The organism is Zymomonas mobilis subsp. pomaceae ATCC 29192, from assembly GCF_000218875.1.
In the GTDB taxonomy this organism is placed as follows: Bacteria; Pseudomonadota; Alphaproteobacteria; order Sphingomonadales; family Sphingomonadaceae; genus Zymomonas; species Zymomonas pomaceae.
On record NC_015709.1, the window covers coordinates 1,057,598 to 1,081,365 of the forward strand.

A 23,768-nucleotide genomic window follows, 5' to 3' on the forward strand; every position below is an offset into this window, starting at 1 on the left:
AATTTTTTCATATAATATCAGGCGATAATAAGTTGGTGATTACCGATTAAGGTAGCCAAATCAGTCTGGGTATTATTCAAAGTGACCAAGGACGTCATTTCATGGCTGCCATTTGTGCCATCTCGATCGACAGAGACAGTAGTATTACCATTATTAACGCTGACATTAACGAACTGATCTAGCCCGCTAGAGGCTTTATCAAGAACATATTTGTTATCGGTTACATCGTAATAGACATTGGCCGTGCCTTGATAATCGGCCAACAAATCTTTGATATTAATAACATCGGCATTAGCGTCGGTTGTTATGTTGCCCAAATGGAAGTCATTGACAGTATCAGAGCCATTCCCCCCCGTATTGTCACTGTCACTCAGTAACTTATACATTAAGGTATCATGGCCACCTTTGGAAAGGTTATAGGTGTCATCACCGCCGCCACCAACAAAGTAATCGCCTTTGCCGTCATTATTAAAGGTATCATCATACTGGGTGCCGATAATGCCCTGAATACCTTTCAAGGTATCATTGCTGCCATCGCTTTTATTGACAGAAACGTCACCGATACCGACGGCATTCCCCATATTGGCGGTGATACCAGCCGTTTCACTGCTATAGTCAACGATATTATTACCGCCAGCAGACATCCAGGCATAGTCGCCAGAGCTGTCATTTCCCCAGCCACCACCGCCAATATAGGTATTGTTTCCAGGGCCAGCAAAGAAGGTATCATTATAACCGGTACCTGTAAAAGTACCGCCTATAGTATGCGTTGTGGTCGTATCACCTTCTAACACATATCCATGATTGGCGGCACCAGGGGTCAGATTGTTCCAACTTTGCTCGATATTTTCAATCGTATCCAAAGCAGAGGCAACACCCGTCCCGCTATAGCTGGATTGCCCACCAATATCATTGGATTGTCCATCAGTTGCCCGTACTAAGGCAACCGAATAATGCTGGGTAGGATCAAGATTGTAGAAATTGACAATAGCGGTCGAATCATTATCCCAGACACCTTCTTGCGGATTGATGATCTGGGTTGAAACAAGATGCCCTGTGGAATCGAATAATTGAACCGTATTACCGAAATAGCTGTTAATACCGTTCTGATCCAAAATCTTCAGATGAAGACTGGTGCCATCGTCAACAGTATTCGTATTCTCTATTGAGTAAACATTGGCCTGTATCGGTGTACCGGTACCATCCGCTTGCGTATCACTACCTGATGTCGTTGAATAAAGCAGATCAACAGCCCCATCCCAATTGACATCTACCGCAGCAATACCGGTGATATTAGCCTTGGCAACAGTGGTCATATTAGTAGCAGTAAACGGATTAAGATTACCGTTAGCATCTAAGCCGTTATTGGTTAACAAGGTAATAGGAATATTTTGGACGTCAGTATTGACGGTAGTTCGAATTTCTATAACATCCATTTTCCCATCGTGATTCCAATCAACAGCGGTCGCGGCGCCTCCATAGATATTATCATCGGCAATAATAGTAGGGGTAGCGTTCAAAACCCCATTATTATTCATATAAACACGGCTGTCATCATAGGTGCTGCCAGTGGGCGTATTATTCCCTTGGCTTAGGTAAAGGTCCATTTGACCATTATTGGCAAAATCGGCCCAGACCATTGACTGGGCATTCCACATCGTTGGTAATGCCGCTTGTCCTGACGTCCCTAAAGCTGTGCCACGGGTATCGAAGACATTATCAATATTCTGACCAAGAGACAGTGTACCGCCATTATTTTGAATAAGCGCCAAGGCATATTGATTGGTAGAAAGGCTATTAGAAATAGTATGGGCGGCAATATCGATATTACCGTCTCCCTTCAAATCAACGCCTGACACTTCGCGTTCTAATTGAAGATTGGTTAATCCTGCCAATCCATCATTGCCATCTTCAGATAAAACACCCTGCGTATTTTTAACAAAAACACCATTGCTGCTACCATCCGCAGCGCCCCAATTTCCTAGAACGAAATCGACATACCCATCCCCCTCTTTGTCATAGGCCATGACACCACCCACTGAATTGGTGCTGTCTCCTACCCTCGTAAGGCTGTAACCCGAGAGAGATCCTGTCCAAACGGCAATACCCAAAGTATTCGCGTTAATATAATCGGATGCGACGACATCACTGTAGCCATCGCGATTATAATCCACTTGGGTGGTCGCATTGATCGTACTCCGATCACTGCTACTCTGTCCTTGATAACGGACAAAATAAGGTAATTGCTGAACATCCGTCAAAGCATAGCTTGTCGCTGTTGTCTGGGTAATCATGCTAGAACGTTGAAGAACGGTCAGATTACCAGAACTATCAAAGCCAACGGACATCCCTGCCGTATCACGAGCTTCTTGTGGGGGCGCCACTGTAGCCTGAAAAGCTGTATTCAGGGCTGTATCAGGGGGTATTTCATAAGCAAGGGTGGAGGAAAGGCGGGAATAATTACCCGCTGTATCGTATTGAACAACCCCCAAAGAATACATTTTTCCGAAAAAGACACTACCGGATGTACCATCAGAGGTCGAGATAACCGTATCAACCCCTTGCTCGTAAACACCATCACGATTGGTATCATCAATTATCGCATATACCGTCCCTGCTTCGGTATTCAATACATTGAGACCCCCATCTACGACTGTCAATTTAGGCGTAATCGGGGCCGTAATATCGATAGTGACATCTTTAGTCGCTGTATAAAGAACATTCCCCGAACTATCGACCGTACGAATATAATAGGTAAAACTGCTATTATGCGTTGCAGGATCTTTCCAAGCCCAGTTACCCTTGGTGCCGATGGTGCTCGTTATATCGGTCCATGTGGAACCATCAGTCGAAATCTGTAAAATGTCACCACTAGCCAATAAAGACCCACCCGCAACGACAAGATCAGTATCGCGGGTCGTAAAGTCATTATCTTGTGTTGTGGAGACAGCGCTGGTCGGCAAAGTATCGGTATCGATACGGGAAATCGAAGCCTCATGCTCTGAGAGAGAGGTATCCTGATCGCGGTCATAGACAATATTTAAAGGACTACTCATCCCTACATTGGTCGCCGCATCTGTGGCTGTTGCCGTTAAAGAGGTGCCTTCAGGTAATATGCTAGGTAATGTCAGACTATAGTTACCGTTAGTTACATCGGCCGTACCAATAATATTTCCGGCCTGATCTGTAACCGTGACTGAAGTAACTGTGGAATTATTTACTGTTCCGGTTAACGTCTGATTATCTGTTGTGGCAAGGGTAACCGTGGGTATCACATTATCGACGGTGGTACTGACAGCACTAGAAACATTTCCAACCGGATCCGTTGATGTAACACTGATAGCCGTACCGTTGGCAAGGGCCGTATCAGGTCGAATCAACCATTGACCATCTACCCCCACAGTTTGCGTATAATCAGGGGTTCCATCGCCATTGACATCAACCTTAATAACCGATCCCGCCTCACTTGTACCGGAAAGGGTATCCCCGTTACTAGCGTTAACAGTAACGGCTGGAGGTGTCGCATCAACACGCGTGGTAACAGCACTGCTGACATTACCGGCGACATCCGTTGCTGTCACTTTTATAGGCGTATTGTTCGCTATATTGAGCCCGCTTATTGACCAATGATTGCTACTGTCAGCCGTCGTCGTTCCAAGAACGGTAGCCTTATCATTACTCAAGATATTTATAGTAGCGCCGGCTTCCCCTACACCGGAAACGGTCTGGCCATTAGTAGGATTAACGCTGATCAAGTCGGGCTTGGTTGTATCAACAGTAATAGCAATGCTATTGTTAGAAATAAGCGTTCCATCTATACCCTCGGTTACCGAACGATAAAGATAATGGCCATCGGGTACCGCATTTTGAGCAGCCGTTGTATTAGTCCAAGTTACCCCGTTATCAGTTGAAAGCTGATAAGTCGGCGTAGAACCCTTCGCAGCGTTATCAAGGCTTAAGGTATAGGTGTTATCCTGACTGATATGGTCGCTAGAAGATAGCCCTGTATCTGTATAATCCTGTAAACTTAGCTGACGCGTATCAAAGTCAACCGAGCCACTTAAGGTCCCCAATAGCCCTGTAATACCCGGACTAATAGACAGGGTCGTCGTCCCAGCATTATCACTCTCAGGCGTTACAACAATCTGATAGCTATTGCCCGCCAGACCAAATATGCCATTGCTTACTTCTGTTATACTTCTGATCGTGCCATTTGTTACTTCCAAATTTTTGACAGTAAAGTCACTTACAAACCAGTTAAACGAAGCCGTATAAATAATATCTCCGGTGGCCGTGACACCGACATGATCGCTGGTGATATTAGCGGTTGGTGGAAGCGTATTATAAGAAACACTATCCGAACTATCGACCGCTGTAGTATTCCCACCTGTATCAGCTACTTTACCGGCTGGAACAGTAACGGTCATACTCCCTTGGGTATCGCTATCAGGGGTAACGGTCATGTGATAGATTAATGGATCACTACTATCTTGTACTAAGTTGCCTTTCGTCCCACCGGTCACGGTTACATCATCATCAGTAAAGTTGTTGAGCGCTTCCGAAGCTGTAAAGGTATAATTTACAGCACCCGATGCCACTGAACCATCAGAATCGCTGGTTATAACAATAGCAGGTATGATTGTATCATAAGCAACAGTATCACCAGAGGCAGCAGCCGTGGGATTGCCCGCTACATCCTGAACGGCACCGGCAGGAATCGATACTGTAAGATTGCCTTCGCTAGAAGCATCTGGTGTTACTACCATCGTATAGACCAAGGGATTAGTACTATCTTGAACTAACTCGCCCTTGGTACCCCCAGAAACCTTAATCTTATCTGCTGTAAAGATTTCGAGAGGTTCTGAGGCCGTAAAGGTATAAGTAACGGGTCCATTAGCCGTTACGGCGTCTGAATTACTGGTCACCGTTACCGTCGGCGCTGCCGTATCAAAAATATTACTAGCTGTAACCTCTGTAGTGCTAGCATTTCCGGCCATATCATGGATAGCACCAGCGGCAATAGTGGCCGTTATAGTGCCGTTCTGATTAGCTAATGGCGTCACGGTCATGTGATAGATCAAAGGATTGGTGCTATCTTGTACCAGATTGCCTTTAGTACCGCCGCTTACTACGACATCATCCGCTGTAAAGTCACTGACAGGTTCAGAAAGTGTAAAGCTATAAGTAACGGGGTCATTCGTAACAGAGCTGTTATGATCGCTGGTTATGGTAATCGTAGGGCTACCGGCTGGTGTGGTGTCATAGGTGACCGTATCCGTTACATCCGTCGTTGACGGGTTACCGGCCATATCTTGAATAGCCCCCGCAGCAACCGTCGCACTCAATTGGCCACCTACGCCTTTACTAGGCGTTACCGTCATATGATAAACCAAGAGATTGCTACTATCTTGCACCAGATCACTCTTGGTGCCACCCGCTACCTTTACATTATCGGTCGTAAAGCTTTTGACCGGCTCGGACAGGGTAAAGCTATAGGTGAAAGGACCGGTTGCGGTCGTTCCGTCATAGTCGCTGCTAATGGCTACGGTTGGAGCACCCGCTGGTGTGGTGTCATAGGTAACCGTATTCGTAGCATCCGTTGTTGAAGCGTTACCAGCCATATCCTGAATAGTGCCAGCGGATATAGTGGCAGTTACCTGTCCACCCTTGTCGGTGGTTGGGGTTACCACCATCGTATAAACTAACGGATTGCTGCTATCTTGTACTAAGTCACCCTTACTACCGCCGCTTACCGTTATATCATTGGCCGTAAAGGCCGCGACCGGCTCGGAAAGCGTAAAGCTATAGGTGATCGGCCCTGTCGCCGTTTCGCCCTCTGAATTACTGGTTATAGCAACCGTTGGGGCACCCGCTGGTGTCGTATCATAAGCGACCTTATCTTTGGCCTCGGCCTCGGTCGGGTTATTCGCCAAGTCATGAACTAATCCCGCTGGAACCGTCGCTGTTAGGCTTCCCCCCTTATCCGCTGTAGGCGTTATCACCATCCTATAGACTAAGGGGTTAGTGCTATCTTGCACCAACTCGCCTTTACTACCCCCCATCACCATCACATCGTCAGATGTAAAGTCATTGACGGGCTCAGATAGGGTAAAGGTATAGGTAACCGGACCCGTGGCAGTCGTCCCATCCGCATCACTTGTGACTGTTATGACAGGATTGCCTGCGGGCGTCGTATCATAGGCAACCCTATCTTGGGTGTCAGAAGCGGACGGGTTATTCGCCTCATCTTGAACCACACCCGCTGGCACTGTAACGATTAAATTACCCCCAACACCTGCGTTAGGCGTCACGATCATGTGATAAACCAACGGATTAGTGCTATCTTGTACTAAGTCGCCCTTGGTGCCACCACTCACCGTCACATCATCAGCCGTAAAACCATTAAGCGGTTCTGAGGCGGTAAAGCTGTAGGTAACCGGACCCGTTGCGGTCGTCCCATCCGCATCACTTGTGACTGTTATGACAGGATTGCCCGCTGGCGTCGCATCATAGGCAACCGTATCCGTTACATCTGATGTCGAAGGATTGTTGGCCTTATCTTGGATAGCGCTCGCTGGCACGGTGACGGTTAAGGTACCTCCAATACCGGCATCAGGCGTCACGGTCATGTGATAGACTAGGGGATTATCCGGATCCTGTACCAGATTGCCTTTCGTGCCACCACTCACCGTCACATTATCCGCTGTGAAACTATTAAGCGGTTCTGAGGCGGTAAAACTATAGGTAACCGGACCCGTTGCGGTTTTACCGTCAGAATCGCTGGTTATGGTAATCGTAGGGCTACCGGCTGGTGTGGTGTCATAGGTGACTGTATCCGTTACATCCGTCGTTGACGGGTTACCGGCCATATCTTGAATAGCCCCCGCAGCAACCGTCGCACTCAATTGGCCACCTACGCCTTTACTAGGCGTTACCGTCATATGATAAACCAAGGGATTGCTACTATCTTGCACCAGATCGCTCTTGGTGCCACCCGCTACCTTTACATTATCGGTCGTAAAGCTTTTGACCGGCTCGGACAGGGTAAAGCTATAGGTGAAAGGACCGGTTGCGGTCGTTCCGTCATAGTCGCTGCTAATGGCTACGGTTGGAGCACCCGCTGGTGTGGTGTCATAGGTAACCGTATTCGTAGCATCCGTTGTTGAAGCGTTACCAGCCATATCCTGAATAGTGCCAGCGGATATAGTGGCAGTTACCTGTCCACCCTTGTCGGTGGTTGGGGTTACCACCATCGTATAAACTAACGGATTGCTGCTATCCTGTACTAAGTCACCCTTACTACCGCCGCTTACCGTTATATCATTGGCCGTAAAGGCCGCGACCGGCTCGGAAAGCGTAAAGCTATAGGTGATCGGCCCTGTCGCCGTTTCGCCCTCTGAATTACTGGTTATAGCAACCGTTGGGGCACCCGCTGGTGTCGTATCATAAGCGACCTTATCTTTGGCCTCGGCCTCGGTCGGGTTATTCGCCAAGTCATGAACTAATCCCGCTGGAACCGTCGCTGTTAGGCTTCCCCCCTTATCCGCTGTAGGCGTTATCACCATCCTATAGACTAAGGGGTTAGTGCTATCTTGCACCAACTCGCCTTTACTACCCCCCATCACCATCACATCATCAGATGTAAAGTCATTGACGGGCTCAGATAGGGTAAAGGTATAGGTAACCGGACCCGTGGCAGTCGTCCCATCCGCATCACTTGTGACTGTTATGACAGGATTGCCTGCGGGCGTCGTATCATAGGCAACCCTATCTTGGGCGTCAGAAGCGGACGGGTTATTCGCCTCATCTTGAACCGCACCCGCTGGCACTGTAACGATTAAATTACCCCCAACACCTGCGTTAGGCGTCACGATCATGTGATAAACCAACGGATTAGTGCTATCTTGTACTAAGTCGCCCTTGGTGCCACCACTCACCGTCACATCATCAGCCGTAAAACCATTAAGCGGTTCTGAGGCGGTAAAGCTGTAGGTAACCGGACCCGTTGCGGTCGTCCCATCCGCATCACTTGTGACTGTTATGACAGGATTGCCCGCGGGCGTCGCATCATAGGCAACCGTATCCGTTACATCTGATGTCGAAGGATTGTTGGCCTTATCTTGGATAGCGCTCGCTGGCACGGTGACGGTTAAGGTACCTCCAATACCGGCATCAGGCGTCACGGTCATGTGATAGACTAAAGGATTATCTGGATCCTGCACCAGATTGCCTTTCGTGCCACCACTGACCGTCACATTATCCGCTGTGAAACTATTAAGCGGTTCTGAGGCGGTAAAACTATAGGTAACCGGACCCGTTGCGGTTTTACCGTCAGAATCGCTGGTTATGGTAATCGTAGGGCTACCGGCTGGTGTGGTGTCATAGGTGACCGTATCCGTTACATCCGTCGTTGACGGGTTACCGGCCATATCTTGAATAGCCCCCGCAGCAACCGTCGCACTCAATTGACCACCTACGCCTTTACTAGGCGTTACCGTCATATGATAAACCAAGGGATTGCTACTATCTTGCACCAGATCACTCTTGGTGCCACCCGCTACCTTTACATTATCGGTCGTAAAACTTTTGACCGGCTCGGACAGGGTAAAGCTATAGGTGAAAGGACCGGTTGCGGTCGTTCCGTCATAGTCGCTGCTAATGGCTACAGTCGGAGCACCCGCTGGTGTGGTGTCATAGGTAACCGTATTCGTAGCATCCGTTGTTGAAGCGTTACCAGCCATATCCTGAATAGTGCCAGCGGATATAGTGGCAGTTACCTGTCCACCCTTGTCGGTGGTTGGGGTTACCACCATCGTATAAACTAACGGATTGCTGCTATCTTGTACTAAGTCACCCTTACTACCGCCACTTACCGTTATATCATTGGCCGTAAAGGCCGCGACCGGCTCGGAAAGCGTAAAGCTATAGGTGATCGGCCCTGTCGCCGTTTCGCCCTCTGAATTACTGGTTATAGCAACCGTTGGGGCACCTGCTGGTGTCGTGTCATAAGCGACTTTATCTTTGGCCTCGGCCTCGGTCGGGTTATTCGCCAAGTCATGAACTAATCCCGCTGGAACCGTCGCTGTTAGGCTTCCCCCCTTATCCGCTGTAGGCGTTATCACCATCCTATAGACTAAGGGGTTAGTGCTATCTTGCACCAACTCGCCTTTACTACCCCCCATCACCATCACATCGTCAGATGTAAAGTCATTGACGGGCTCAGATAGGGTAAAGGTATAGGTAACCGGACCCGTGGCAGTCGTCCCATCCGCATCACTTGTGACTGTTATGACAGGATTGCCTGCGGGCGTCGTATCATAGGCAACTCTATCTTGGGTGTCAGAAGCGGACGGGTTATTCGCCTCATCTTGAACCGCACCCGCTGGCACTGTAACGATTAAATTACCCCCAACACCTGCGTTAGGCGTCACGGTCATGTGATAAACCAACGGGTTAGTGCTATCTTGTACTAAGTCGCCCTTGGTGCCACCACTCACCGTCACATCATCAGCCGTAAAACCATTAAGCGGTTCTGAGGCGGTAAAGCTGTAGGTAACCGGACCCGTTGCGGTCGTCCCATCCGCATCACTTGTGACTGTTATGACAGGATTGCCCACGGGCGTCGCATCATAGGCAACCGTATCCGTTACATCTGATGTCGAAGGATTGTTGGCCTTATCTTGGATAGCGCTCGCTGGCACGGTGACGGTTAAGGTACCTCCAATACCGACATCAGGCGTTACGGTCATGTGATAGACTAGGGGATTATCTGGATCCTGTACCAGATTGCCTTTCGTGCCACCACTGACCGTCACATTATCCGCTGTAAAACTATTAAGCGGTTCTGAGGCGGTAAAACTATAGGTAACCGGACCCGTTGCGGTTTTACCGTCAGAATCGCTGGTTATGGTAATCGTAGGGCTACCGGCTGGTGTGGTGTCATAGGTGACCGTATCCGTTACATCCGTCGTTGACGGGTTACCGGCCATATCTTGAATAGCCCCCGCAGCAACCGTCGCACTCAATTGGCCACCTACGCCTTTACTAGGCGTTACCGTCATATGATAAACCAAGGGATTGCTACTATCTTGCACCAGATCACTCTTGGTGCCACCCGCTACCTTTACATTATCGGTCGTAAAGCTTTTGACCGGCTCGGACAGGGTAAAGCTATAGGTGAAAGGACCGGTTGCGGTCGTTCCGTCATAGTCGCTGCTAATGGCTACGGTTGGAGCACCCGCTGGTGTGGTGTCATAGGTAACCGTATTCGTAGCATCCGTTGTTGAAGCGTTACCAGCCATATCCTGAATAGTGCCAGCGGATATAGTGGCAGTTACCTGTCCACCCTTGTCGGTGGTTGGGGTTACCACCATCGTATAAACTAACGGATTGCTGCTATCTTGCACTAAGTCACCCTTACTACCGCCGCTTACCGTTATATCATTGGCCGTAAAGGCCGCGACCGGCTCGGAAAGCGTAAAGCTATAGGTGATCGGCCCTGTCGCCGTTTCGCCCTCTGAATTACTGGTTATAGCAACCGTTGGGGCACCCGCTGGTGTCGTATCATAAGCGACCTTATCTTTGGCCTCGGCCTCGGTCGGGTTATTCGCCAAGTCATGAACTAATCCCGCTGGAACCGTCGCTGTTAGGCTGCCCCCCTTATCCGCTGTAGGCGTTATCACCATCCTATAGACTAAGGGGTTAGTGCTATCTTGCACCAACTCGCCTTTACTACCCCCCATCACCATCACATCATCAGATGTAAAGTCATTGACGGGCTCAGATAGGGTAAAGGTATAGGTAACCGGACCCGTGGCAGTCGTCCCATCCGCATCACTTGTGACTGTTATGACAGGATTGCCTGCGGGCGTCGTATCATAGGCAACTCTATCTTTGGTGTCAGAAGCGGACGGGTTATTCGCCTCATCTTGAACCGCACCCGCTGGCACTGTAACGATTAAATTACCCCCAACACCTGCGTTAGGCGTCACGGTCATGTGATAAACCAACGGGTTAGTGCTATCTTGTACTAAGTCGCCCTTGGTGCCACCACTCACCGTCACATCATCAGCCGTAAAACCATTAAGCGGTTCTGAGGCGGTAAAGCTGTAGGTAACCGGACCCGTTGCGGTCGTCCCATCCGCATCACTTGTGACTGTTATGACAGGATTGCCCGCGGGCGTCGCATCATAGGCAACCGTATCCGTTACATCTGATGTCGAAGGATTGTTGGCCTTATCTTGGATAGCGCTCGCTGGCACGGTGACGGTTAAGGTACCTCCAATACCGGCATCAGGCGTTACGGTCATGTGATAGACTAGGGGATTATCCGGATCCTGTACCAGATTGCCTTTCGTGCCACCACTGACCGTCACATTATCCGCTGTAAAACTATTAAGCGGTTCTGAGGCGGTAAAACTATAGGTAACCGGACCCGTTGCGGTTTTACCGTCAGAATCGCTGGTTATGGTAATCGTAGGGCTACCGGCTGGTGTGGTGTCATAGGTGACCGTATCCGTTACATCCGTCGTTGACGGGTTACCGGCCATATCTTGAATAGCCCCCGCAGCAACCGTCGCACTCAATTGGCCACCTACGCCTTTACTAGGCGTTACCGTCATATGATAAACCAAGGGATTGCTACTATCTTGCACCAGATCACTCTTGGTGCCACCCGCTACCTTTACATTATCGGTCGTAAAGCTTTTGACCGGCTCGGACAGGGTAAAGCTATAGGTGAAAGGACCGGTTGCGGTCGTTCCGTCATAGTCGCTGCTAATGGCTACGGTTGGAGCACCCGCTGGTGTGGTGTCATAGGTAACCGTATTCGTAGCATCCGTTGTTGAAGCGTTACCAGCCATATCCTGAATAGTGCCAGCGGATATAGTGGCAGTTACCTGTCCACCCTTGTCGGTGGTTGGGGTTACCACCATCGTATAAACTAACGGATTGCTGCTATCTTGTACTAAGTCACCCTTACTACCGCCGCTTACCGTTATATCATTGGCCGTAAAGGCCGCGACCGGCTCGGAAAGCGTAAAGCTATAGGTGATCGGCCCTGTCGCCGTTTCGCCCTCTGAATTACTGGTTATAGCAACCGTTGGGGCACCCGCTGGTGTCGTATCATAAGCGACCTTATCTTTGGCCTCGGCCTCGGTCGGGTTATTCGCCAAGTCATGAACTAATCCCGCTGGAACCGTCGCTGTTAGGCTTCCCCCCTTATCCGCTGTAGGCGTTATCACCATCCTATAGACTAAGGGGTTAGTGCTATCTTGCACCAACTCGCCTTTACTACCCCCCATCACCATCACATCGTCAGATGTAAAGTCATTGACGGGCTCAGATAGGGTAAAGGTATAGGTAACCGGACCCGTGGCAGTCGTCCCATCCGCATCACTTGTGACTGTTATGACAGGATTGCCTGCGGGCGTCGTATCATAGGCAACCCTATCTTGGGTGTCAGAAGCGGACGGGTTATTCGCCTCATCTTGAACCGCACCCGCTGGCACTGTAACGATTAAATTACCCCCAACACCTGCGTTAGGCGTCACGATCATGTGATAAACCAACGGGTTAGTGCTATCTTGTACTAAGTCGCCCTTGGTGCCACCACTCACCGTCACATCATCAGCCGTAAAACCATTAAGCGGTTCTGAGGCGGTAAAGCTGTAGGTAACCGGACCCGTTGCGGTCGTCCCATCCGCATCACTTGTGACTGTTATGACAGGATTGCCCGCGGGCGTCGCATCATAGGCAACCGTATCCGTTACATCTGATGTCGAAGGATTGTTGGCCTTATCTTGGATAACGCCCGCTGGCATGGTGACGGTTAAGGTGCCTCCAATACCGGCATCAGGCGTTACGGTCATGTGATAGACTAGGGGATTGTCTGGATCCTGTACCAGATTGCCTTTCGTGCCACCACTGACCGTCACATTATCCGCTGTAAAACTATTAAGCGGTTCTGAGGCGGTAAAACTATAGGTAACCGGACCCGTTGCGGTTTTACCGTCAGAATCGCTGGTTATGGTAATCGTAGGGCTATCGGCTGGTGTGGTGTCATAGGTGACCGTATCCGTTACATCCGTCGTTGACGGGTTACCGGCCATATCTTGAATAGCCCCCGCAGCAACCGTCGCACTCAATTGGCCACCTACGCCTTTACTAGGCGTTACCGTCATATGATAAACCAAGGGATTGCTACTATCTTGCACCAGATCGCTCTTGGTGCCACCCGCTACCTTTACATTATCGGTCGTAAAGCTTTTGACCGGCTCGGACAGGGTAAAGCTATAGGTGAAAGGACCGGTTGCGGTCGTTCCGTCATAGTCGCTGCTAATGGCTACGGTTGGAGCACCCGCTGGTGTGGTGTCATAGGTAACCGTATTCGTAGCATCCGTTGTTGAAGCGTTACCAGCCATATCCTGAATAGTGCCAGCGGATATAGTGGCAGTTACCTGTCCACCCTTGTCGGTGGTTGGGGTTACCACCATCGTATAAACTAACGGATTGCTGCTATCCTGTACTAAGTCACCCTTACTACCGCCGCTTACCGTTATATCATTGGCCGTAAAGGCCGCGACCGGCTCGGAAAGCGTAAAGCTATAGGTGATCGGCCCTGTCGCCGTTTCGCCCTCTGAATTACTGGTTATAGCAACCGTTGGGGCACCCGCTGGTGTCGTATCATAAGCGACCTTATCTTTGGCCTCGGCCTCGGTCGGGTTATTCGCCAAGTCATGAACTAATCCCGCTGGAACCGTCGCTGTTAGGCTTCCCCCCTTATCCGCTGTAGGCGTTATCACCATCCTATAGACTAAGGGGTTAGTGCTATCTTGCACCAACTCGCCTTTACTACCCCCCATCACCATCACATCATCAGATGTAAAGTCATTGACGGGCTCAGATAGGGTAAAGGTATAGGTAACCGGACCCGTGGCAGTCGTCCCATCCGCATCACTTGTGACTGTTATGACAGGATTGCCTGCGGGCGTCGTATCATAGGCAACCCTATCTTGGGCGTCAGAAGCGGACGGGTTATTCGCCTCATCTTGAACCGCACCCGCTGGCACTGTAACGATTAAATTACCCCCAACACCTGCGTTAGGCGTCACGATCATGTGATAAACCAACGGATTAGTGCTATCTTGTACTAAGTCGCCCTTGGTGCCACCACTCACCGTCACATCATCAGCCGTAAAACCATTAAGCGGTTCTGAGGCGGTAAAGCTGTAGGTAACCGGACCCGTTGCGGTCGTCCCATCCGCATCACTTGTGACTGTTATGACAGGATTGCCCGCGGGCGTCGCATCATAGGCAACCGTATCCGTTACATCTGATGTCGAAGGATTGTTGGCCTTATCTTGGATAGCGCTCGCTGGCACGGTGACGGTTAAGGTACCTCCAATACCGGCATCAGGCGTCACGGTCATGTGATAGACTAAAGGATTATCTGGATCCTGCACCAGATTGCCTTTCGTGCCACCACTGACCGTCACATTATCCGCTGTGAAACTATTAAGCGGTTCTGAGGCGGTAAAACTATAGGTAACCGGACCCGTTGCGGTTTTACCGTCAGAATCGCTGGTTATGGTAATCGTAGGGCTACCGGCTGGTGTGGTGTCATAGGTGACCGTATCCGTTACATCCGTCGTTGACGGGTTACCGGCCATATCTTGAATAGCCCCCGCAGCAACCGTCGCACTCAATTGACCACCTACGCCTTTACTAGGCGTTACCGTCATATGATAAACCAAGGGATTGCTACTATCTTGCACCAGATCACTCTTGGTGCCACCCGCTACCTTTACATTATCGGTCGTAAAACTTTTGACCGGCTCGGACAGGGTAAAGCTATAGGTGAAAGGACCGGTTGCGGTCGTTCCGTCATAGTCGCTGCTAATGGCTACAGTCGGAGCACCCGCTGGTGTGGTGTCATAGGTAACCGTATTCGTAGCATCCGTTGTTGAAGCGTTACCAGCCATATCCTGAATAGTGCCAGCGGATATAGTGGCAGTTACCTGTCCACCCTTGTCGGTGGTTGGGGTTACCACCATCGTATAAACTAACGGATTGCTGCTATCTTGTACTAAGTCACCCTTACTACCGCCACTTACCGTTATATCATTGGCCGTAAAGGCCGCGACCGGCTCGGAAAGCGTAAAGCTATAGGTGATCGGCCCTGTCGCCGTTTCGCCCTCTGAATTACTGGTTATAGCAACCGTTGGGGCACCTGCTGGTGTCGTGTCATAAGCGACTTTATCTTTGGCCTCGGCCTCGGTCGGGTTATTCGCCAAGTCATGAACTAATCCCGCTGGAACCGTCGCTGTTAGGCTTCCCCCCTTATCCGCTGTAGGCGTTATCACCATCCTATAGACTAAGGGGTTAGTGCTATCTTGCACCAACTCGCCTTTACTACCCCCCATCACCATCACATCGTCAGATGTAAAGTCATTGACGGGCTCAGATAGGGTAAAGGTATAGGTAACCGGACCCGTGGCAGTCGTCCCATCCGCATCACTTGTGACTGTTATGACAGGATTGCCTGCGGGCGTCGTATCATAGGCAACTCTATCTTGGGTGTCAGAAGCGGACGGGTTATTCGCCTCATCTTGAACCGCACCCGCTGGCACTGTAACGATTAAATTACCCCCAACACCTGCGTTAGGCGTCACGGTCATGTGATAAACCAACGGGTTAGTGCTATCTTGTACTAAGTCGCCCTTGGTGCCACCACTCACCGTCACATCATCAGCCGTAAAACCATTAAGCGGTTCTGAGGCGGTAAAGCTGTAGGTAACCGGACCCGTTGCGGTCGTCCCATCCGCATCACTTGTGACTGTTATGACAGGATTGCCCACGGGCGTCGCATCATAGGCAACCGTATCCGTTACATCTGATGTCGAAGGATTGTTGGCCTTATCTTGGATAGCGCTCGCTGGCACGGTGACGGTTAAGGTACCTCCAATACCGACATCAGGCGTTACGGTCATGTGATAGACTAGGGGATTATCTGGATCCTGTACCAGATTGCCTTTCGTGCCACCACTGACCGTCACATTATCCGCTGTAAAACTATTAAGCGGTTCTGAGGCGGTAAAACTATAGGTAACCGGACCCGTTGCGGTTTTACCGTCAGAATCGCTGGTTATGGTAATCGTAGGGCTATCGGCTGGTGTGGTGTCATAGGTGACCGTATCCGTTACATCCGTCGTTGACGGGTTACCGGCCATATCTTGAATAGCCCCCGCAGCAACCGTCGCACTCAATTGGCCACCTACGCCTTTACTAGGCGTTACCGTCATATGATAAACCAAGGGATTGCTACTATCTTGCACCAGATCACTCTTGGTGCCACCCGCTACCTTTACATTATCGGTCGTAAAGCTTTTGACCGGCTCGGACAGGGTAAAGCTATAGGTGAAAGGACCGGTTGCGGTCGTTCCGTCATAGTCGCTGCTAATGGCTACAGTCGGAGCACCCGCTGGTGTGGTGTCATAGGTAACCGTATTCGTAGCATCCGTTGTTGAAGCGTTACCAGCCATATCCTGAATAGTGCCAGCGGATATAGTGGCAGTTACCTGTCCACCCTTGTCGGTGGTTGGGGTTACCACCATCGTATAAACTAACGGATTGCTGCTATCTTGTACTAAGTCACCCTTACTACCGCCGCTTACCGTTATATCATTGGCCGTAAAGGCCGCGACCGGCTCGGAAAGCGTAAAGCTATAGGTGATCGGCCCTGTCGCCGTTTCGCCCTCTGAATTACTGGTTATAGCAACCGTTGGGGCACCCGCTGGTGTCGTATCATAAGCGACCTTATCTTTGGCCTCGGCCTCGGTCGGGTTATTCGCCAAGTCATGAACTAATCCCGCTGGAACCGTCGCTGTTAGGCTTCCCCCCTTATCCGCTGTAGGCGTTATCACCATCCTATAGACTAAGGGGTTAGTGCTATCTTGCACCAACTCGCCTTTACTACCCCCCATCACCATCACATCGTCAGATGTAAAGTCATTGACGGGCTCAGATAGGGTAAAGGTATAGGTAACCGGACCCGTGGCAGTCGTCCCATCCGCATCACTTGTGACTGTTATGACAGGATTGCCTGCGGGCGTCGTATCATAGGCAACCCTATCTTGGGTGTCAGAAGCGGACGGGTTATTCGCCTCATCTTGAACCGCACCCGCTGGCACTGTAACGATTAAATTACCCCCAACACCTGCGTTAGGCGTCACGATCATGTGATAAACCAACGGATTAGTGCTATCTTGTACTAAGTCGCCCTTGGTGCCACCACTCACCGTCACATCATCAGCCGTAAAACCATTAAGCGGTTCTGAGGCGGTAAAGCTGTAGGTAACCGGACCCGTTGCGGTCGTCCCATCCGCATCACTTGTGACTGTTATGACAGGATTGCCCGCGGGCGTCGCATCATAGGCAACCGTATCCGTTACATCTGATGTCGAAGGATTGTTGGCCTTATCTTGGATAGCGCTCGCTGGCACGGTGACGGTTAAGGTACCTCCAATACCGGCATCAGGCGTTACGGTCATGTGATAGACTAGGGGATTATCCGGATCCTGTACCAGATTGCCTTTCGTGCCACCACTGACCGTCACATTATCCGCTGTGAAACTATTAAGCGGTTCTGAGGCGGTAAAACTATAGGTAACCGGACCCGTTGCGGTTTTACCGTCAGAATCATCAGTAATCTTTATTGAAGGCGCACCGCTAGGAGTAGTATCGTAGCTAACTATATCAGATATATCTGATACAGTAGAATTACCTGCATTATCCTGAAAGGCACCTGCGGCGACAGAAGCTATAAGTTGTCCGCCTTTATCCTCATCAGGTGTCACACGCATAGTATAAACTAATGGGTTATTCGCATCCTGTACCAGATTGCCTTTCGTGCCACCATTCACCGTCACATCATCAGCGGTAAAATTATTGCTAATTTTAGACAAGGTAAAGGTATAGAGGACAGGACTAGTTGCGGTCTTCCCATCCGCATCACTCGTGATCGCTACGGTTAGTGGCTGGGTATCAAAGTTAACCTGATGAGGATCCTCTATAGTAGAAGAAGGATTACCCGCCATGTCATGAAGCGAACCAGCCAGAACAGTGGCCGAGAGTGCACCTGTACTGTTCGCATCAGGGGTTACTACCATATGATACACTAAAGGATTGGTCGCATCCTGCACCAGATCGCCTTTGGTTCCACCGCTCACCGTCACATCATCAGCGGTGAAGTCACTTACGGGCTCAGATAGGGTAAAGCTATAAGTGACAGGCTGGTCCGTAGCATCCGTCATATCATCATGGCTGCTGGTAACCGTGACAGAAGGATTACCTGCGGGTGTCGTGTCATAAGGAACGCTGGCTGAACTGTCGGCCGAAATGGGGTTGCCCGCCCTATCGTGAACCGCGCCCGCTGGAATAGTCGCAACCAGACTTCCACCCTTATCTGCATCGGGCGTTACCACCATGTGATAAACCAACGGATTAGTGCTATCTTGTACTAAGTCGCCCTTAGTACCACCGCTCACCATCACATCATCAACGGTGAAGCCATCAAGCGGTTCTGAGGCCGTAAAGCTATAGGTAACCGGACCCGTTGCGGTCTTCCCATCCGCATCACTCGTGATCGCTACTGTTAGTGGCTGGGTATCAAAGTTAACCTGATGAGGATCCTCTATAGTAGAAGAAGGATTACCCGCCATGTCATGAAGCGAACCAGCCAGAACAGTGGCCGAGAGTGCACCTGTACTGTTCGCATCAGGGGTTACCACCATATGATACACTAAAGGATTGGTCGCATCCTGCACCAGATCGCCTTTGGTTCCACCGCTCACCGTCACATCATCAGCGGTGAAGTCACTTACGGGCTCAGATAGGGTAAAGCTATAAGTGACAGGCTGGTCCGTAGCATCCGTCATATCATCATGGCTGCTGGTAACCGTGACAGAAGGATTACCTGCGGGTGTCGTGTCATAAGGAACGCTGGCTGAACTGTCGGCCGAAATGGGGTTGCCCGCCCTATCGTGAACCGCGCCCGCTGGAATAGTCGCAACCAGACTTCCACCCTTATCTGCATCGGGCGTTACCACCATGTGATAAACCAACGGATTAGTGCTATCTTGTACTAAGTCGCCCTTAGTACCACCGCTCACCATCACATCATCAACGGTGAAGCCATCAAGCGGTTCTGAGGCCGTAAAGCTGTAGGTAACCGGACCCGTTGCGGTCTTCCCATCCGCATCACTCGTGATCGCTACTGTTAGTGGCTGGGTATCAAAGTTAACCTGATGAGGATCCTCTATAGTAGAAGAAGGATTACCCGCCATGTCATGAAGCGAACCAGCCAGAACAGTGGCCGAGAGTGCACCTGTACTGTTCGCATCAGGGGTTACCACCATATGATACACTAAAGGATTGGTCGCATCCTGCACCAGATCGCCTTTGGTTCCACCGCTCACCGTCACATCATCAGCGGTGAAGTCACTTACGGGCTCAGATAGGGTAAAGCTATAAGTGACAGGCTGGTCCGTAGCATCCGTCATATCATCATGGCTGCTGGTAACCGTGACAGAAGGATTACCTGCGGGTGTCGTGTCATAAGGAACGCTGGCTGAACTGTCGGCCGAAATGGGGTTGCCCGCCCTATCGTGAACCGCGCCCGCTGGAATAGTCGCAACCAGACTTCCACCCTTATCTGCATCGGGCGTTATCACCATGTGGTACACTAACGGGTTATTCGCATCCTGTACCAGATCACCCTTGGTACCACCGCTCACCATCACATCATCAGCGGTGAAGCCATCAAGCGGTTCTGAGGCCGTAAAGCTGTAGGTAACCGGACCCGTTGCGGTCCCATCCGCATCATTCGTGATCGCTACTGTTAGTGGCTGGGTATCAAAGTTAACCTGATGAGGATCCTCTATAGTAGAAGAAGAATTACCCGCCATGTCATGAAGCGAACCAGCCAGAACAGTGGCCGAGAGTGCACCTGTACTGTTCGCATCAGGGGTTACCACCATATGATACACTAAAGGATTGGTCGCATCCTGCACCAGATCGCCTTTGGTTCCACCGCTCACCGTCACATCATCAGCGGTGAAGTCACTTACGGGCTCAGATAGGGTAAAGCTATAAGTGACAGGCTGGTCCGTAGCATCCGTCATATCATCATGGCTGCTGGTAACCGTGACAGAAGGATTACCTGCGGGTGTCGTGTCATAAGGAACGCTGGCTGAACTGTCGGCCGAAATGGGGTTGCCCGCCCTATCGTGAACCGCGCCCGCTGGAATAGTCGCAACCAGACTTCCACCCTTATCTGCATCGGGCGTTATCACCATGTGGTACACTAACGGGTTAGTGCTATCTTGTACTAAGTCGCCCTTGGTACCACCGCTCACCATCACATCATCAGCGGTGAAGCCATCAAGCGGTTCTGAGACCGTAAAGCTGTAGGTAACCGGACCCGTTGCGGTCTTCCCATCCGCATCATTCGTGATCGCTACTGTTAGTGGCTGGGTATCAAAGTTAACCTGATGAGGATCCTCTATAGTAGAAGAAGGATTACCCGCCATGTCATGAAGCGAACCAGCCAGAACAGTGGCCGAGAGTACACCTGTACTGTTCGCATCAGGGGTTACCACCATATGATACACTAAAGGATTGGTCGCATCCTGCACCAGATCGCCTTTGGTTCCACCGCTCACCGTCACATCATCAGCGGTGAAGTCACTTACGGGCTCAGATAGGGTAAAGCTATAAGTGACAGGCTGGTCCGTAGCATCCGTCATATCATCATGGCTGCTGGTAACCGTGACAGAAGGATTACCTGCGGGTGTCGTGTCATAAGGAACGCTGGCTGAACTGTCGGCCGAAATGGGGTTGCCCGCCCTATCGTGAACCGCGCCCGCTGGAATAGTCGCAACCAGACTTCCACCCTTATCTGCATCGGGCGTTATCACCATGTGGTACACTAACGGGTTAGTGCTATCTTGTACTAAGTCGCCCTTAGTACCACCGCTCACCATCACATCATCAGCGGTGAAGCCATCAAGCGGTTCTGAGACCGTAAAGCTGTAGGTAACCGGACCCGTTGCGGTCTTCCCATCCGCATCACTCGTGATCGCTACTGTTAGTGGCTGGGTATCAAAGTTAACCTGATGAGGATCCTCTATAGTAGAAGAAGGATTACCCGCCATGTCATGAAGCGAACCAGCCAGAACAGTGGCCGAGAGTGCACCTGTACTGTTCGCATCAGGGGTTACCACCATATGATACACTAAAGGATTGGTCGCATCCTGTACCAGATCGCCTTTAGTTCCACCGCTCACCGTCACATCATCAGCGGTGAAGTCACTTACGGGCTCAGATAGGGTAAAGCTATAAGTGACAGGCTGGTCCGTAGCATCCGTCATATCATCATGGCTGCTGGTAACCGTGACAGAAGGATTACCTGCGGGTGTCGTGTCATAAGGAACGCTGGCTGAACTGTCGGCCGAAATGGGGTTGCCCGCCCTATCGTGAACCGCGCCCGCTGGAATAGTCGCAACCAGACTTCCACCCTTATCTGCATCGGGCGTTATCACCATGTGGTACACTAACGGGTTATTCGCATCCTGTACCAGATCACCCTTGGTACCACCGCTCACCATCACATCATCAGCGGTGAAGCCATCAAGCGGTTCTGAGACCGTAAAGCTGTAGGTAACCGGACCCGTTGCGGTCGTCCCATCTGCATCACTCGTGATCGCTATTGTTGATAGTATTGTATCATAAGAAATCGTATTATTGACGTCGGTTGAAGAGGGATCACCTGCTAAGTCGTGGATAGAGCCTGCAGGTATGCTAACAGATAATGTTCCCATGTTATTCGCATCAGGCGTTACCACCATATGGTAAATAAGCGGATTCGTACTGTCCTGAACTAGATCACCTTTGGTACCACCAGTAACATGCACACTATCTGCATTAAAATCTTTCGCGGCTTCAGAAAGTATAAATGTATAAATAACAGCGCCATGAGCTGTAGCGGCTTCAGAGTTATTACTAATAGCGACTGAAGGTGCACTAGTACTATAGTCTTCATTAACAATTCTGCTAGAAATATTTGGATTTTCACTATCAGAATCAACAATTTTGATATGACCACTTTCTTGTGGTGTAGAGGAAGTGGCTCGATAGATACCTGTTTTACTGTCTGCAACTACCTTTGAAGTAGTGCCATCTGGGAAAGTAATATCAACACTACTACCGAGTTGAGCTATCCCTTGGACACTTACATCACCCGTAACAGGATTAGTCGTTATACTACTCACAGAGGGATCGTTTAGGGTAGAATTATCATCTTTATGACTATGCCCCCCCGTTAAAGCAGCGGCTGCACCGCCACCAGCGCCTGCTGCCAATAGACCTGCCAAAAGAGGGACTAAGAGACCATTATCGTGATAAATCAATAAAGGTTTGATAGTATCAACTTGACTATATCCGATGTCAGGACCTTCCAGAGTAGGATGCGCGGCATCTGGCGTTTCGGCATGCCACCACGCCTCTTTTTGATCTTCGTCTTTTAAGATAAGGTCGCTGTGAACATGCTTTGAATCCTCAACAAAAAAGTTGTCGAATTGCAATTGTTGCCCGTCATTCATCTGAACGATCAGATTATCGCCCTGTCGCACTAAGGCGTGTAGCTGAGAGCGATAGGCTTTTAATTGAACCACCGAGGGTTGCTGTAGGGAGATATGATTTTCTTCAGTCTCAAAAGCTTTATGATTGCCACGCTTTTTAGTGATCGTCAGATTGGAAACCATATAGGGATACCTACCTCAAATACTATGAGTACAAGAAAATCATGCCGCAAATAAAAAACACCAACTACAGAGTGTTCTGTTAATTCGAGCTGATATTATTGAGGTAAGTTAAAGAAATAATAATGTAAAAAAATTAAATATCTAATTTGGATATTAATAATATTATATTCACTATGAATTTAAAATAGAATAATTTTTTATTAATTTTCTATATGTTAAATAATTAGTATTCATAATGGTTTATTTTAAAAAGATCAAAATAGACTGATTAATATTAATCTATAAATTCTATAGCTATTATAGCCTAAATTGATTTAGGCAGATAATCCCTAGAAAGGGATATATCTGCCTGATTATTTTTAATTTTAGTGCGAGCTTAAAGAATAGAAACGAGCGCATCTATCTCAACAGGTGCATTCAAAGGCAAAACAGCGACGCCCACTGCACTACGGGCATGAATACCGGCATCACCAAAAACTTTTACTAATAATTCAGAAGCCCCATTAACTACCTGTGCCTGCCGAGTAAAAGAAGGTGCTGAATTGACAAAAGCATTAAGCTTTACAACGCGTTCTACTCGGTCAAGATTGGTCAAAGCGGCTTTCATTTGCGCCATTAACATAATGGCACACCGTTCAGCAGCCTTAAAGCCATAGGCTTCATCTCGGTCTTCACCTAGACGTCCAGTCATTAATTGACCTTCAAGAAAAGGGAGCTGCCCTGAAATATGGAGTAGGTTACCCGCTAAAACAGTGGGCGTATAAGCAGCAACTGGCGCAGCCGCTTCAGGAAGCAGAATGCCCAGTTCGGCAAGTCGTTTATCAATAGTCATAGTATAGATTTTTGACCTGAGCGCCTAAAAGGTCAAGCCCTCAAAAACGGCTTGATCTTAATAAAATGCTAGACCTTAATTTTGTGATACTGTGCAATACGCTAAGGAGGAAATTG

2 protein-coding genes are annotated in these 23,768 nt (G+C 49.6%); both read right to left on the reverse strand.

Annotated elements, in window-relative coordinates; translation table 11 throughout:
* Nucleotides 1-17: 17 nt before the first annotated feature.
* On the reverse strand, nucleotides 18-22,820 hold the full coding sequence (locus tag ZYMOP_RS09210; protein WP_013934215.1) for an Ig-like domain-containing protein: 22,803 nt from the start codon (nucleotides 22,818-22,820) through the stop codon (nucleotides 18-20).
* A gap of 376 nt (nucleotides 22,821-23,196) precedes the next feature.
* Nucleotides 23,197-23,652 (reverse strand): RidA family protein, encoded by a 456-nt coding sequence (locus ZYMOP_RS04735; protein ID WP_013934216.1) that lies wholly within the window; start codon nucleotides 23,650-23,652, stop codon nucleotides 23,197-23,199.
* Nucleotides 23,653-23,768: the final 116 nt, after the last annotated feature.

Bases quoted from the DNA above. Each gene is read 5' to 3' on its own strand.
- ZYMOP_RS09210 (WP_013934215.1), bottom strand. From the start codon at position 22,820: ATGGTTTCCAATCTGACGATCACTAAAAAGCGTGGCAATCATAAAGCT.
- ZYMOP_RS04735 (WP_013934216.1), bottom strand. From the start codon at position 23,652: ATGACTATTGATAAACGACTTGCCGAACTGGGCATTCTGCTTCCTGAA.